Source organism: Apilactobacillus micheneri (assembly GCF_006493595.1).
In the GTDB taxonomy this organism is placed as follows: domain Bacteria; phylum Bacillota; class Bacilli; order Lactobacillales; family Lactobacillaceae; genus Apilactobacillus; species Apilactobacillus micheneri.
Map to the genome: position 1 here is coordinate 35,677 of NZ_QUBI01000006.1, position 15,839 is coordinate 51,515.

18 protein-coding genes are annotated in these 15,839 nt (G+C 30.0%); 2 read left to right on the forward strand and 16 right to left on the reverse strand.

Annotated elements, in window-relative coordinates:
- Positions 1-138 precede the first annotated feature (138 nt).
- Both DY123_RS06510 and DY123_RS06515 read right to left on the reverse strand, forming a co-directional pair.
- On the reverse strand, positions 139-819 hold the full coding sequence (locus DY123_RS06510; protein WP_108982944.1) for a ComF family protein: 681 nt from the start codon (positions 817-819) through the stop codon (positions 139-141).
- Positions 816-2,144, reverse strand: a complete 1,329-nt coding sequence (locus tag DY123_RS06515; protein WP_140924410.1) for an ATP-dependent helicase ComFA — start codon at positions 2,142-2,144, stop codon at positions 816-818. Before DY123_RS06515 ends, DY123_RS06510 begins: the two co-directional genes overlap by 4 nt.
- 51 nt (positions 2,145-2,195) lie before the next feature.
- On the opposite strand from DY123_RS06515, the gene DY123_RS06520 reads away from it, so the two are divergent.
- Entirely contained in the window at positions 2,196-2,855 is a 660-nt protein-coding gene (locus DY123_RS06520; RefSeq protein WP_140924411.1) for a YigZ family protein, read from the forward strand.
- A 23-nt stretch (positions 2,856-2,878) separates the two neighbouring features.
- On the opposite strand, the gene DY123_RS06525 is transcribed toward DY123_RS06520, so the two are convergent.
- From DY123_RS06525 to DY123_RS06540, 4 genes are all read right to left on the reverse strand, one after another.
- A complete protein-coding gene (locus tag DY123_RS06525) occupies positions 2,879-3,976 on the reverse strand; it encodes a glycosyltransferase family 4 protein (RefSeq protein WP_108982947.1) in 1,098 nt (365 codons plus the stop codon).
- A gap of 127 nt (positions 3,977-4,103) precedes the next feature.
- Positions 4,104-5,726, reverse strand: coding sequence for a chaperonin GroEL (gene groL / locus DY123_RS06530; protein WP_140924413.1), 1,623 nt, complete (start codon positions 5,724-5,726; stop codon positions 4,104-4,106).
- A gap of 38 nt (positions 5,727-5,764) precedes the next feature.
- Positions 5,765-6,049, reverse strand: a complete 285-nt coding sequence (groES, locus tag DY123_RS06535; protein ID WP_108982949.1) for a co-chaperone GroES — start codon at positions 6,047-6,049, stop codon at positions 5,765-5,767.
- A 166-nt stretch (positions 6,050-6,215) separates the two neighbouring features.
- Positions 6,216-6,845: a redox-sensing transcriptional repressor Rex gene (locus DY123_RS06540; RefSeq protein WP_105964943.1), complete on the reverse strand. Its 630-nt coding sequence runs from the start codon at positions 6,843-6,845 to the stop codon at positions 6,216-6,218.
- Positions 6,846-7,013: 168 nt separating this feature from the next.
- Between DY123_RS06540 and DY123_RS06545 the strand changes: the two genes are divergently transcribed.
- Positions 7,014-8,948 (forward strand): ABC transporter ATP-binding protein, encoded by a 1,935-nt coding sequence (locus DY123_RS06545; RefSeq protein ID WP_225426769.1) that lies wholly within the window; start codon positions 7,014-7,016, stop codon positions 8,946-8,948.
- Between the two features lie 36 nt (positions 8,949-8,984).
- Here DY123_RS06545 and tsaD read toward each other — a convergent pair whose 3' ends face one another.
- The 10 genes from tsaD to DY123_RS06595 all read right to left on the reverse strand — a co-directional run bounded on the left by tsaD (position 8,985) and on the right by DY123_RS06595 (position 15,835).
- Positions 8,985-9,992 (reverse strand): tRNA (adenosine(37)-N6)-threonylcarbamoyltransferase complex transferase subunit TsaD, encoded by a 1,008-nt coding sequence (gene tsaD, locus DY123_RS06550; RefSeq protein WP_105964998.1) that lies wholly within the window; start codon positions 9,990-9,992, stop codon positions 8,985-8,987.
- A gap of 39 nt (positions 9,993-10,031) precedes the next feature.
- A complete protein-coding gene (gene rimI / locus DY123_RS06555; protein ID WP_105964944.1) occupies positions 10,032-10,631 on the reverse strand; it encodes a ribosomal protein S18-alanine N-acetyltransferase in 600 nt (199 codons plus the stop codon).
- Entirely contained in the window at positions 10,612-11,337 is a 726-nt protein-coding gene (gene tsaB / locus DY123_RS06560; RefSeq protein WP_140924415.1) for a tRNA (adenosine(37)-N6)-threonylcarbamoyltransferase complex dimerization subunit type 1 TsaB, read from the reverse strand. The genes rimI and tsaB overlap by 20 nt, the downstream gene beginning before the upstream one ends.
- Before the next feature lie 106 nt (positions 11,338-11,443).
- The gene (locus tag DY123_RS06565; RefSeq protein WP_140924417.1) at positions 11,444-12,193 is read right to left on the reverse strand and encodes an acyl-[acyl-carrier-protein] thioesterase; all 750 of its coding nucleotides are present in this window, start codon (positions 12,191-12,193) and stop codon (positions 11,444-11,446) included.
- 9 nt (positions 12,194-12,202) lie between these two features.
- Positions 12,203-13,087 carry a 16S rRNA (cytidine(1402)-2'-O)-methyltransferase gene (rsmI, locus tag DY123_RS06570; protein ID WP_404799060.1) on the reverse strand — a complete coding sequence of 295 codons (885 nt, stop codon included), beginning with the start codon at positions 13,085-13,087 and terminating at the stop codon, positions 12,203-12,205.
- Between the two features lie 11 nt (positions 13,088-13,098).
- A complete protein-coding gene (locus DY123_RS06575; RefSeq protein ID WP_105964947.1) occupies positions 13,099-13,434 on the reverse strand; it encodes a DNA replication initiation control protein YabA in 336 nt (111 codons plus the stop codon).
- 28 nt (positions 13,435-13,462) lie between these two features.
- Positions 13,463-14,470, reverse strand: coding sequence for a DNA polymerase III subunit delta' (holB, locus tag DY123_RS06580; protein ID WP_140924419.1), 1,008 nt, complete (start codon positions 14,468-14,470; stop codon positions 13,463-13,465).
- A 13-nt stretch (positions 14,471-14,483) separates the two neighbouring features.
- Positions 14,484-14,810, reverse strand: a complete 327-nt coding sequence (locus DY123_RS06585; RefSeq protein WP_108982803.1) for a cyclic-di-AMP receptor — start codon at positions 14,808-14,810, stop codon at positions 14,484-14,486.
- 25 nt (positions 14,811-14,835) lie between these two features.
- Positions 14,836-15,477, reverse strand: coding sequence for a dTMP kinase (gene tmk, locus DY123_RS06590; protein WP_108982804.1), 642 nt, complete (start codon positions 15,475-15,477; stop codon positions 14,836-14,838).
- 109 nt (positions 15,478-15,586) lie between these two features.
- A complete protein-coding gene (locus DY123_RS06595) occupies positions 15,587-15,835 on the reverse strand; it encodes a YaaL family protein (protein ID WP_105988134.1) in 249 nt (82 codons plus the stop codon).
- Positions 15,836-15,839 lie beyond the last annotated feature (4 nt).

The window sequence follows — 15,839 nt, forward strand, 5'->3', positions numbered from 1 at the left end:
AATAAATTCCCTTTCGTTTTTAATTTTGTTTAATTTAATCCGATTTTAATTAATATATACTATATTATCTTAACATTTTATTACCACTTTTAAAAATAGTTTTATGTTTTATAACCTAAAAGTAACATAACAAATAAATCATCTTGCTAAGGTTAATCCTTGAACGTTTTTAGCCCCGTTATCAATCAATAATTTACCTGCATGTCGCATTGTAGTTCCTGTAGTATAAATATCATCAACTATAATAATATTTCTATTAAAAATATTATTTTTCATTGAATGCTTTAACTTAAATGGTTGCTTTGTACTAATTCTGTCTTTACGATTTAAATGCGATTGTGTTTGCTTATCTTCATTAACCAATAAAGCATTTAAATATTCAACATTTTCTAAGAATCCTTCTACTTGATTAAAACCTCTCTGATTAAATGTTTTATCACTAACAGGAACTGGAATAATTATCATATCAGAATTTAAATATTGTTCAAAATATTTACAAAACATTTTTCTTAATCGATAATCACCATTAAATTTATATTTTTGCATATAATCTTTCATTACATCATTGTATTGAAAAAAAGAATGGTTAACTAAAGAATCTCCTATTTTTTGCCATCTTAAACAATCAGAACATTTATTGAACTTAAAAGTTCCACTTCTTCCACACATATGACAACATAAATCATTATTAATGACTTTAAATAAATTCAAACATTCATTACATAAAGATTGTTCTTGATAGCTTTTAAAACTAAGAATGAAAGATAATGTTAATTCATTGTTTATAGATTTGTTACACCACAAGCACTTATTTTTCATAATAACTTCTGTCCTAGTTTATTCATATATTTGATTTGTTTAACTGCCTTTTTTATAGTTTTTGTATAATAGTTTATTAAAAATGTAACTTCACCAAAAGGACGATCCTTTTTTCTCCCTACTCTTCCTGCAATTTGAACTAAAGCAGAAGTTGAAAAAATATTATCTTCAGCGCCCAAAACAATTACATCAATTCCAGGAAAGGTAACCCCTCGCTCTAAAATCGTGGTAGTAATCAAAAATAATACTTTTTCATCACGCATCTTTTGTACTTTTTCTATTCGTTTATCATCAGTTGAATGGACAGTTTCCCATAGTTGAGGATTAAATTTCATTTTTAGCAAATCAGACAAAGGCTTTAAATCCTTAACTCGTGGCACAAATAATAAAAATCTCTGGTTACTGTTTATTTTATTATTAATTAAACTGAAAAGTTTAAATGGTAGTTTTTGTTTATTAATCCTTAAACGCCAATTTCCTATTAATTTATTATTAATCTCGGGTAATAGATGTTGGTGAAAACGTAATGGTAAGTAACTAATATTTAGTTCATTATATTTAACTAATTTGATTAAATCTTCGGATGGAGTTGCAGTTAGATATAATAAACTAGAATTAATTTTACATGCATTTTGAGCTGCAAAATGTAACCCTGCATCTGATACATATGGAAATGAATCCACTTCATCAATAATTAGCACATCAAAAGCACGATAGAATCTCAATAATTGATGGGTTGTACATACCGTAATTTGAGTATATCGGTATTCTTCATCTTGACGTCCATGTAATAAAATCATATCAGTATTTTTAAAAGCAGCCTTAATTCTCGGAAATAACTCGTTACAAACATCAACTCTTGGTGAAGCGATACAAATACGTTTATTTTGTTTAATCGCTTCTTCAATCCCTTTAAATAACATTTCAGTTTTTCCAGCACCAGTGACTGCCCATAATAAGTGTTTCTTGTTTTGGTTAAAAACTTCAATAATATCTCTAGAACAATCGTTTTGTAAATTGGTTAATTGACCTTCCCATGTTAATATCGGATTTGATTTTTTAAAATTATTAGGTTCATCTAGATAACATAATCGTTTTTTGAAAGTTACTCTACCTAGATTTATACAAATTGGACAATAATAATTATCATTGGGTAATTCAGCATTTATTTTATTTCTATCTTGTCCACATCGTTTACAATGAATATGGTTATTATGTACTTCAATTGGAAAATATCTTTTTATTAAACTAGATTTCAATAATTTAGAATCAATCATTGTTTCATCAATTTGTCTTCCATATAATTCCACTAAATTTTTAATCATACTTAATAAATACGCAAAAATAAAAAAATTAATATAAGAGGTTCTTTAAAAATGCAAAAAAATTATTTAACAATAAAAACAAAAGGATCAAATGAAATTGATATAAAAAAATCAAGATTTATTTGCAATATTGCAAGAGTTCAAAATGAAGAAGAAGCAAATAATTTTATTGAAAGCATCAAGTTAGAAAATAAAAAAGCCACCCATAATTGTTATGCATACGTAATTGGACAAGACGATCATATTCAACGTGCTAGTGATAATGGAGAACCTTCTGGAACCGCTGGAGTACCTATTTTAGATGCAATTAAAATGATTGGTATTCATAATACGGTTGCTGTTGTTACAAGATATTTTGGTGGAATTAAACTAGGTGCGGGTGGATTGATTCGCGCTTATAGTAATGCAACCACTAAGGCAATTGAAAGCGTTGGGGTAATTGAAAAAGTTTTACAAACTGAAATTACAATTAATGTGGATTATAAATTATTTGATCAATTGCAATATCACTTAAATGAAAATGATATTAATATTATTGATACTCAATATACTGATAAAGTTTCAGTCATTGTAGCTATTGACAATCATTATATTGAAAATTTCAAACAAGATATTGTTAATTTATTAAATAATCGCGTTAATATGGTTGATGGTGATGAAAAATATTTTGAAGTCGATTTTAATCCGTATAAAGATAACAAAAAAGATTGATTCTTAAACAGAATCAATCTTTTTTAGTGATTACTTTTACTAGTATTTTCTTTGACGATTTTCTTAATTGCGTTTAACAATGGTTGCCTACCTTTACCAGCTAAATCAATAGATTCCACAAATAATTCAAGTCCTAATAGTGTAGCAATTGTAAGTAGAATAGAACCCCACATTGTTGAAATTGGATATAGTAATGAAATAAATGAAAAGATTAAAGCAATTCCATAAATAACTAAAACCGTTTGACGATGAGTTAAACCAATTTGCATTAAACGATGGTGTAAATGCTTTTTATCGGCATGTGAAATAGCTTGTTTATTTAATAACCTTCTTAAAATAGCATAAATAGTATCAGTAATTGGCACCCCTAAAATAATAACTGGGATGATTACAGTAATAAAGGTAGCATTTTTTAAACCATTTAAAGAGAATATAGAAATCATAAATCCAATAAATAGTGATCCCGTATCTCCCAAATAAATTCTTGCAGGAAAAAAGTTATATGGTAAAAATCCTAAACAAGATGCAACTAGTGCAAATATCATAATAGATACATATGTATTACCTACATTTAAGAAAAACATCCCTGTAATTCCCATGGTAGTCAGTGCAATTGCCGATACTCCAGTGGCTAATCCATCAAGCCCATCAATTAAATTAACAGCATTCGTAATGGCTAAAATCCAAATCCAAGTAATTGGTAAACTAAACCAACCTAGACCAAAAGTTCCGATAAATGGTAATGTTACTGTGTTCATCTGAACGCTACCTAAAAAGAAAACCACTATTGATGCCAAACTTATGCCCAAAACTTTTTGACGAGGTTTAAGGACCCATATATCATCAATAACACCAGTTAATATTATTATCACTTCACCAGCAAGCATTCCATATAGCTGATGTGTGGGCATCTGTTTTCTTAACAAAATAGTAGTCGAGAATGTATATGATGCAAAGATTGCTAAGCCACCCAAAGTGGGCATAGGAATTTTATTCATCCTTCGTTTATTTGGATCATCAAGAGCGCCCCATCTAAAAGCTAGTTTCCTAATAAATGGAGTTATAACAGCTGAAATTATTAAAGTCGCAAATAAGCAAACGATTATTTCAAGTTTTAACATTAATCGTTTTCCTTTCAATTAAATTTATATTAACTAAATTATACAAATATGCACAATCAAAAACAAGTTTGATAAATAAAAAAGGATTCCAAAAGGAATCCTTTTTTGTTTATATTATATTAAATGACTACATCATGCCGCCCATACCTGGTTGTGGTGTATTATTACCACTATCATTTTCGCTAGGCATATCAGCAACTACTGCTTCTGTAGTTAACAACAATGCAGAAACCGAGGCTGCATTTTGTAATGCTGATCTAGATACTTTGGTTGGATCAACAACCCCAGCCTTAATCATATCCTCATATTTACCAGTTGATGCGTTATATCCTACACCCTTATCTTTATCTTTTAGGTGTTCAACAACAACTGAACCATCAACACCAGCATTATGAGCAATTTGTCTTACTGGAGCTTCCAATGCACTCAAAACAATATTAACACCAGTTTGTTCATCACCGTCAGCTTCAATAGAACTGATATCTCTTAGAACGTTGATAAATGCAGTTCCACCACCAGGGACAAAACCTTCTTCAACCGCAGCTCTAGTGGAATTTAGAGCATCTTCAATTCTGTATTTACGTTCTTTTAGTTCAGTTTCAGTAGCAGCTCCTACACGGATTACTGCAACTCCACCAGCCAACTTAGCTAGACGTTCTCTTAATTTATCACGATCAAAATCAGATGTAGTAGCATCCATTTGGTTTTTAATTTCAGTTACACGTTTAGAAATTTGATCTTTGTCACCAGAACCTTGGACAATGGTTGTATTGTCCTTAGTGACGTTCACCTTATTTGATTGACCTAATTGATCAATTTTCACATCTTTTAAATTAATCCCTAAGTCATCAGTTAGAAGTGTTGCACCAGTTAAAGTAGCAATATCTTGTAGTTGATCTTTTCTACGATCACCAAAACCAGGAGCTTTAACGGCAACAACGTTAAATGTTCCACGCATCTTGTTTAATACAAGTGTTGGCAAAGCTTCACCGCCAATATCATCAGCAATAATCAATAATGAACGACCTTGTTCAACAACTGCTTGTAATACCGGTAAGATTTCTTGGATGTTATTAATCTTTTTATCTGTTACCAAAATATATGGATTATCTAAATCAGCTTCCATTTTTTCGTTATCAGTAACCATATATTGAGACATGTATCCGCGATCAAATTGCATTCCTTCAACAACATCCATAGTAGTGTTAACACCACGAGAATCTTCAACAGTAATAACCCCATCATTACCTACTTTTTCCATAGCATCTGCAATTAAGTTACCTACTTCAGGATTATCTGCAGAAATTGAAGCAATTTGAGCAATATCATTTTTATTTTTAACTTCATGTGACATGCTATGTAACTTATCTACAGCAACCTTAGTAGCTTTTTCAATTCCACGACGAATACCAACTGGATTAGCACCAGCAGTAACGTTTTTCATTCCTTCATTGACGATAGCTTGGGTTAAAACAGTAGCAGTAGTAGTACCATCACCAGCAATATCATCAGTCTTTGAAGCAACTTCAGAAACTAATTTAGCTCCCATGTTTTCAAAATGATTTTGTAAATCAATTGATTTAGCAATGGTTACACCATCATTAGTAATGTTAGGATTACCAGCTGATTCTTCCAAAACAACATTACGACCCTTTGGTCCTAAAGTTGTTTTTACAGTATTGGCTAATTTATCAACACCTCTTAGCATTGAATTTCTAGCATCTTCAGAAAATTTTACTTCTTTAGCCATAAATACTTCACCTCATTAAATTTTTAATAATTAATTTATTAATCAATAATCGCAACAATGTCCTTATCATGCAAAATTAAGTAAGATTTTCCATCATAGTCAACTGAAGTTCCAGCATATTTATCAAACAGTACTTTATCCCCAGCTTTAACAGATGGTTCTAATGTTTTGCCATTATCTAGAATACGTCCAGATCCAACAGCAATAACTTTTCCAGTTTGTGGTTTTTCTTTAGCATTATTAGCTAAAACAATGCCACCAACCGTCTTTTCTTCTTCATTTTGTGTTTCAATAACAACACGATCACCTAATGGTTTTAACATTGTTACTATCCCTCCAATTAACATTTAATAATCGTTAGCACTTAATATAAAAGAGTGCTAATTACAATTATTAATATATTATGTTTTATGATTAAATGCAAGAAAGATGCTTAATAAAAAAGTACCTTCATAATTTATGAAAGTACTTGGAAATTAGTATTTATTTTTAATTATCATAATGTTCAATAAAGTAAATAAGTGTTTGTAATTCATTTGTTAAATCTACATTTTGTACTCTGACATTTTTAGGAGCTGACAATCTTTTAGAAGTGAAATTCATAATTCCCTTAGCTCCACCAGCAATCGCTTGATCACAAATTTTTTGAGCTACTCCTGTTGGAACTGTTAAAATAACAACTTCAATTTGTTGTTCACTTAATTGTTTTTCAAGATCATTAACATCATATACTGGTACACCACTTTGAACAGTATTAATCATATTATCATGAATATCAAATGCTGCAGAAATTCTCACATTACTATCTTTGTGAAAATTAAAATGCAATAATGCTTGGCCTAAGTTACCTAATCCTACCAATGCTGCATTTGTTAAATGATCTTGATTTAAAATCTTTTTAAAGAAATCTAATAAGTCATCAACATCGTATCCATAGCCACGTTTACCAAGGGCACCGAAATAAGAAAGATCTCTTCTAATTGTTGCTGAATCAACTTGAACTGCATCGGCAAAAGTACTTGAAGAAATACGCTTAACTTTCGCACCATGCAATCCACTAAGATATCGATAATACATAGGCAATCTTTTTGCTGTTGCCCTAGGAATTTTCATGTCCATTGCCTCCTCTTGAGTTTTACACATAACGAACTATAATTTTAACACAAAAATATTGATTGTGAAATGCTTTTCAATCTTTTATAGTTGTATAATTTTAATAATATATACGTTATGTGCTAAAATGACTAGTATTGTTATATTTATAATCACTTACAGGAGGTGAATAGTTTGATTATTTTACAAGCTAATAAGTTAACAAAACGTTTTGGTGGAGAAGATCTTTTCACAAATGTAAATATGAGCATTCCAGAAAATGGTAAAGTTGGCTTAGTGGGTCGTAACGGTGCTGGTAAATCAACATTAGTAAAGATGATTTTAGGTAAAGAATCGATTGATGAAGGAAACGTTACAACTAAAAATGGCTTAACAATTGGGTATTTGGCCCAAAATACTGGCTTAAGGTCAAAAAGAACTATTATAGAAGAAATGGAATCTGTTTTTAAAGAGCTACGTGAATTAGAAACAAAAATACACGAATATGAACAAAAAATGGCTGATCCTAAAGTCATTGATAACCCTGAAAAGCTAGCAGAGATTAGTAAAATATATGATAAATTACAGGCAACATTTTTAGCCAAAAATGGCTTTGGATATGAAGCAGAGATTAGGTCAGTACTTGCGGGATTTGGTTTTAAAAAAGACTCATATAATAAAAAGATTAATGAATTATCTGGTGGTCAACAAACTCAATTAGCTATGGCTAAATTATTATTGGAAAAAAGAGACTTATTAATTCTTGATGAACCTACTAATCATATTGACGTTAAAACTATATCTTGGTTAGAAAATTACATTAAGGGATATCCAGGAGCATTATTAATCATTTCACATGATCGCTACTTTATGGATAAAATTGTAAACGAAGTTTATGATTTAAATCATGGACATTTAGATGCATATAAAGGTGATTATTCTTCTTTCGTCAAACAAAAACAGGAAAATTATCAAATTCAACTTAAAAATTTTGAAAAACAACAAAAGAAAATTAATAAAATGGAAGATTTTGTTAAGAAAAATATTGTAAGAGCATCTACAACCAAACGAGCACAAGCTCGTCGTAAACAATTAGAAAAAATGGAGCGTATTGATGCCCCTGAAAATGAAGAAAAAGCCGCTAAATTTTCATTTTCACCTTACAAGCAAAGTGGAAATGTAGTTTTAAAAGTTAGTGATCTTACAATTGGATATAATAATCAAAAAATAAGCAATAATATAAATTTGGATATAAAAAAACATCAGGCAGTTGCATTAATTGGACCTAATGGTGTTGGAAAATCCACTTTATTAAAAACTATAATTAAACAAATACCAAAAATAACTGGAAAAATTAATATTGGTACTGGTGTACAAATTGGTTATTATGATCAGCACCAAGAAAAACTACATTACAAAAAAACTGTTTTAGATGAAATATGGGACGATTACCCTACCCAAACTGAACAACATATTAGATCAATTTTAGGTAGCTTCTTATTTTCAGGTAATGACGTTGATAAAGTTGTAAGTACCCTTTCTGGTGGAGAAAAGGCTCGCTTGTTATTAACTAAACTAGCAATGCACCACGATAATTTTCTTATTTTGGATGAACCTACTAATCATCTAGATATTGATAGCCGAGAGGTTTTAGAAAATGCTTTGAATTTATTTGACGGTACTATTTTATTTGTTTCTCATGACCGTTACTTTATTAATAAAATTGCAACTTCAATTATTGAACTAACAAATAATGGTTCTGAAGAATATTTAGGTAACTATGATTATTATGTAGAGAAAAAAGAAGAACAATTAGCCATTAAACAGCGTGAAGAAGCAAAAGAAGATAATAAAGAAGCTAATGTTCAATCTGATAATCAAAAACAATTCATAATCAACAAAAATCAACAAAAAGAAGAGCGTAAAATTAAAAGAATCATTGAAAAGATAGAAACCGATTTAGATAATTTAAATCAAAATAAAATAGATCTTGAGCAATCAATGGTTAAACCAGAAAACTTGAAAAATATTGATAAATTAAATGATTTACAAGCAAAATTAGATGATATCAATAAACAAATTACAGAAAAAGAAAATAAATGGGAAGAATATAGTCTTAAGATTGAATAAAAAAAGGCATTTATCGAATTTACGATAATGCCTTTTTTATTTATCTTCTAACAAATCAAAGTCCAAGCTAGGATCTGCGTTTAAGTTAACACCTGCAAAAATATTCTTTTTAGCTAAAACATAACCTGCTGCACCAATCATCGCAGCATTATCACCACATAATTTTAATGGCACTTTTACCAATTGGGTGTTTGGAACATCATTAATTGCTTTATCTAAAGCAGATCTTAGTCCATGATTAGCAGCCACTCCACCTGCTAATATAAGTTGATGAACCGGATATTTCGCTAATGCTCGCTTAGTTTTATATACTAATACATCAACAACTGCATCTTGAAAACTAGTTGCTAAATCATCCTTATTTAATTTTTCTTTTATCTGATCAGCATGATGTGTTGTATTTAAAAATGCACTTTTTAATCCACTAAAACTAAAGTCAAAGTTATCGTCTTTTTCCATAGCGCGTGGAAAATCAAAAGTATCTTTTCCCTTTGATGCCATTTCATCAACTTTAGGTCCAGCAGGATAATTGATTCCTAAAACTCGGCCAACCTTATCATAAGCCTCACCAGCGGCATCATCTCTAGTTTCACCAATAATTTTAAATTCACCTTCTTCAGGCATTAAAACTAATTCTGTATGTCCACCAGAAACAACTAATGCTAATGCAGGATATTCAATTTTTTCTACATAACGACCAGCTAAAATATGACCCGCAATATGATTGACTGGGATTAATGGAATATCATGAGCCCAAGCAATTGTTTTAGCAGCAGTAACCCCAATTAATAAGGCCCCTACTAATCCAGGACCATAAGTAACTGCAATTGCATCAATATCATCATAAGTTACATTTGCTTCTCTCATTGCATCATCAACACAAATAGTAATTTCTTCAATATGATGACGACTAGCCACTTCTGGTACCACTCCGCCAAAACGTTGATGACTTTTTATTTGTGTAGCAACAATATTTGATAAAATTTTATGGCCATCTTCAATAATAGCCACACTAGTTTCATCACAACTAGATTCAAAAGACATTACTATATGTGGTTCCAAAAAAATACCTTCATTTCTATATTAAATTCCAAAATTATTAGGAATGGTTTCATACAAATTTAAGTCTAAAACCATATCCAATGCATCTTCGTTATCATCGTCATAATAATTTTTCTTTAAACCATTTTTCTTAAATCCCAAATCAGAATATAATCTTTGCGCTCTAACATTACTTAAACGTACTTCTAAAGAAACAGTTTCATATTCTAATTGACGTGCTTTTTGGATAACCTTAGCGATTAAAAAGTACCCTAATCCACGATCTTGAAATTCAGATAAAACAGCAACATTAGATATATGGCAATCTTTTGCTTTATCATTCAAGGAACTACCGATAAAAGCAACAAGTTGATCGCGATATCTTACTAATAAATAGAATCGATCATCACGTGGACGTAATTCTGTCTCAAATACATCTGCTGTCCAAGGCGTTGCTCCATTATAAACTGATTTCTCTACTTTTATGATATCAGGAATGTCTGTAACCATTGCTTTTGCAACATAATATTTATGATCATTGATCTCAACATTATGATTTTTAACTTTTAAACATTCCCTTTTAAAGGATTTATTAGTGTTAAGAAAAGTTTTTCGATACCAATTAATCAAATTTTTCAACATATGATGTTTCTTCTTCCTCAGGATTATTTTTCTTCCAATCTGCTTCTGCTTTAGTCAATCGTAAGTAATTAGGTACAAAACTATGGATATCTTTAATTGGAGCTTGTTTTTGTCCATAAATACCTAATTTTGCTGCTTGAGGTAAATTATCAAATTGATCTAACAATTTGAGATTATCACCATAATTTTCGCTAAGTTTATCTAAAAAGTTTTCGGTCTCCCCAACCGCGTAAATATTGGAATCAACACTGCCAACCAATGATAACCACTTATCAAAATCAGTATGTTGATCATTAATAATTGCTTTAGGCATCCCATTTTCAATTTTATATAGTCCTGTAAAGACATTGTTATTTCTGGCATCGAAGATTGGCATAACTAAGCTACCTTCTAGTTGTACATTAAGAGCTAAAGTCAACAAACTAGAAACGCTTACTAAATCAATTCCTAAAGTATATGCTAAAGTTTTAGCAGTTGCTGTTGCGATACGAATTCCTGTATAAGAACCAGGACCATTAGCAACAACCACTCTCTGTAAATCTTTAGGTTTCATTCCAACTTTTTGAAACAATTCGTCAATAATTGGTAATAAATATTCAGCATGTTTTTGATGAACTGTAGTTGATTCTGTTGCTAAAACACGATCATCATCTAAAATAGCAACCGTTAATGGTCGATTAGATGTGTCCAAAGCCAATACTTTCATTTAATCTTCGATCCCCTTGATTTTATATTATTTTAAAATTACAAACTAAATTATAACAAAAAAAATAGACATCTCCATAAAAAAATGAAAACGTCTATTAATTTAATCAGTCATTTTGCCAAATGATATCGGCAACTGTACAGTGCTTATCCCCACTCATAATTTCATGTTTAGTTAAAATATTACCACTTTCTAACTTTTCCATATTGTAATGACTTTCAATATCAGTACCATATTTAACTTCATTTTCATATCTTAAGTCAAAATGAATGGGTGAATGGGTAGTTAAAAACTCTGAAGGTAATACATTAATCATCCAGTCCATATAATGAGCATTATTGACATGCTTATTTGAATCAATATCAGTATATCTGACACTAAATCGACGATGATTAGACTTATCTAAGTCCACTTTAAGTGGTTTCATTAATTTTGGCACTTTGTTCACTTTTTCAGCACCAAATGGAGTAACTATTTCACTAGGAATTGAGGAAATTCTTCTAGCTTCATAATTCATAACTGCCCATAGTCCTGTCATGTGAACCAAAAGATCACCATTTTCATCTTTAATTTTGAATTCACGATAGGCAAAATATTTATTATATGATTTGGATTTAGTAGTTACAGTGATTTCTTCGTCCACAGTTGGCATCCGATTAATATCAACATTGTATTGAATAACAATCCAAGTAACACCGAATTTTCTAACAAAATCAGCACCAACTCCAAGATAATCACTGTGATCTTCAGAAGCTAATATAATAACGTCTAACATCATTGCTAAAGTCATTCTTTTAGTAAAATCAGCTTCATAATAAGTAACTCGATGTTTTTCACTATATTCTGTAGGCTCCATAGTTAAACCTCAATTCTTAATTTCATGATATATATTATAAACTTCTTGCTTTCTAACTTCGTGGATTTTAGCAACTTTTTTAATTGCAGCATTAGGTTTCATATCCTGATTAATAAAATGGTCAACTTGTTCCGAAATAGATAATCCTGATAAAACATCTTCTTCAACATTATCAGGATTATTATTACCATCAATAATAATAACAAATTCACCACGTATTTGATTATTACTTGCCCAATTAATTAATTCTTCAATACTTCCACGATTAAATTCCTCAAATCTTTTAGTTAATTCACGGCAAAGAACTACTTTTCTATCAACACCCATAACCTTTTTAATATTTTTTAGCGTTTTAAGTAAACGATGAGGTGCCTCATAAATTATTAACGATTCTTTATGATTATTTAAATTTTCTAATTCACTAATTTGATCACTATTTTTTCGTTTTAAAAATCCATAAAAATAAAATGGTTGTGGGTTTAATCCAGAAGCTATTAATGCAGTAATTCCAGCATTAGCACCAGGCAATGGTACAACACTAATATCATTTTCCACACAAGCAGAAACTAATTCATGTCCTGGATCACTAATTGATGGCATTCCAGCATCGCTAACTTGAGCAATTGAAATACCAGAATTTAGTTTTTCAATTAATTCAGGAATACGACGTTCTTTGTTATCTTCTCTAAAGCTAATTTTTTTGCTTTCAATTTCAAAATGATTTAATAACTGTTGTGTATGACTAGGATTTTCAGCTGCAATAATATCAACTGATTTCAATATCTTAATCGCCCTAAATGTCATATCATCCAAGTTTCCAATTGGTGTCGGAACTAAATAAAGTTTACCTTTATCATTGTTTCCAGTAAAACTATGTTGAATATTCAATTTAATCCTCCATAAAACTATCTATTTAAAATTTCGTTGCAGAAGATACAGCTTTCATTATCTTCACGATGAGTCCCATAAAATTGATTACATACATGAAAACCTTCATTGTAAAGTTTTTCTAAATTTTTACGTGATTTAGACAAGCGAGGTTCTTTAATACTTTCAACGTTTTTATCATCAATTTTTTGTTCTTCTATAAATTCATGGAGATGTTGATTTTCAATTTTTAATTCCGCGTTTTCTTCTAACACTTCAGCTAAACCCTCTCTTAATTCAGAAAATTTAGTTAGCATTAATTGAGTTTGTGCTTCCATATTTTTGAATCCATCATATAATTCACGTTTGTCCAATTAAAATCCACTCCATTTTTTAAATTAATTATTGGTTTAAAATGTTCATAATCTTTAGTGTTATCGATTCTAATATATTTTGAAAACTAACATTAATTGATATTTGTTTATTACACCCTAAAATGATTTCTAAAATTTGAACTAAGGTTTTAGATGAAATTTTATTAGCAAGTAATTCTATATTTTTTTCGTTATTTGGAAAGCTAAATTGACCCAGTTTTAAATATTTATAGTTTAATACATCTTCAAAAATGGCAATCATCATATTAATAACCGGTGCTCTATGATCTTTGTCAATTACTAATGGCATGAAATTAGATTGAATAGTAACAAATGCTTCTGCATCATTATTTACGATTAAATCAAACCAATTTCCAACTGAATTTTGCATTTTACTTAACCAATCATCCTCTTGCCAAACTTTTACCATTTCAGTACTGTTGGTTAATTTATTAACTAAATGCAATTGGCTTTTAAGAATACCCATCTTACTTAACTTGTCTTCAAAAGAATCGGTATCCAAATGTTGTAATTCAATAACCTGAGTTCTAGAAATAATTGTAGGTAAAATCAAATTCATATTAGTAGTTAGTAGAAATGAAAAAATATTGTTACCAGGTTCTTCAATAAACTTCAAAAGACTATTAGCAGCTCCACTAGTCATTTTTTCTGCATCTTGAATAATGAATACCTTTTTGTTTCCTTCAAGACCACTTTTAGAAAATTCGTCTTTTAAATATCTAACCTGATCAACTTTTATACTTTGACCATCAGGCTTTATAATAACAACGTCTGGATGTTGCTGTTCAGTAATACGCCGACATTCATTACATTGTCCACAAGGATAGCCATTTTTACGATTGGGGCAAAAAATTCCCATCGTAATAAACAAAGCAAGAGCTAACTTACCAACTCCAGATTCGCCATTAAATAGATATGAATGAGATAATTCATTTCTTGCAATAACTTTAATAAAGTTTTCAGATAGATGAGGTTGTTTATTAGTTACTTCATTAATTACGTTGTTTTCATTCATTAAATTACCTCAATTAGAAATGATAAAGATTATCCATTGGCATTTCCATAACAATAGATCCACCAACTTCAATTTTAACGGGGTAAGAAGCATCAGATACTCCACCATCTAAATTAACTGGAGGGGTCATATATTGTTCGCGTTTTCTAGAAACTTTCTTAATCAAATCCAGAACTTCTTGTACTCTTTCATCTTTGATTCCAATCATAAAAGTAGTATTACCAGACTTTAAAAAACCACCAGTGGTTGATAACTTAGTTTGTTGAATACTATTTTTTACGAATTGAGATTGAAGTTTATTAGCATCTTTATTTTGAATAATTACAATTAATAATTTCATTATAATTCACTCCTTAAAATTATTGTTACATAAATTCATTAACATGCTTTTTCATAATACTTAAAACATCACTATAAACATCTGCTATTGGCTTAGTAGCATCAACAACTTTCACCCGATCAGGATTATCATGAACAATGTCTTGATAAGCTTTATGAACACGCTTATGAAAATCGACTGTCTCAACATCCAATCGATCAATATCATTAGCATTGCGATTCTTAGCAATTCTTTTTAATCCAACTTCAACTGGAATATCAAAATAAATTGTTAAGTCCGGTAAGAATCCTTCAGTAGCAAATTGATTCATATCATAAACTAGTTGTTCACCAATTTTACGACCACCGCCTTGATAAGCAATCGAACTATCTAAAAAACGATCACATATTACTAACTTATTTTCGTTCAAAGCAGGTTTGACTGTTTGGACAATATTTTGTCTTCTAGAGGCTGCATATAATAATGCTTCAGTTCTAGAGTCCATTTTAGTATTTTCACGATCTAAAATCACATTTCTGATACTTTCAGCAATGTGATTACCACCAGGTTCACGACTGGTAACTAATTTAGATCCCAATTTAAGTTGTAAATTATCTAATAATTTATTTAGTACAGTCGTTTTACCTGCACCATCAGGGCCCTCAAAAGTAACAAATTTACCTGCCATATTAATTCACTCACTTTTTTTATTTATGTAACAATTGTACTTTAATTTTTACTTTTCAACAAATGAAAAAAAGTGTCAAAATCTGAAAAAGACTTTAACACTTTTTTATTTAATAATCTATTACTGAAGATTGAATTCTATTGTTATGAACATTACGTTCTCTTGCTTCTCGGTATAAAAATAAATACTTGGCTTTAGATAATTGAGTTTGAGCGATAATTTCTTCATCAATTTCTGAAACTGCTCTTTCAGTTTCTTGAGCCTTATCCCATTTATCTTTTGCTCGGTCAATAGAATCTAATAGAAATTCATCATATTGTGCACCCACATTTTTAAAATTTTTTCTAAAACCTAACATTTTT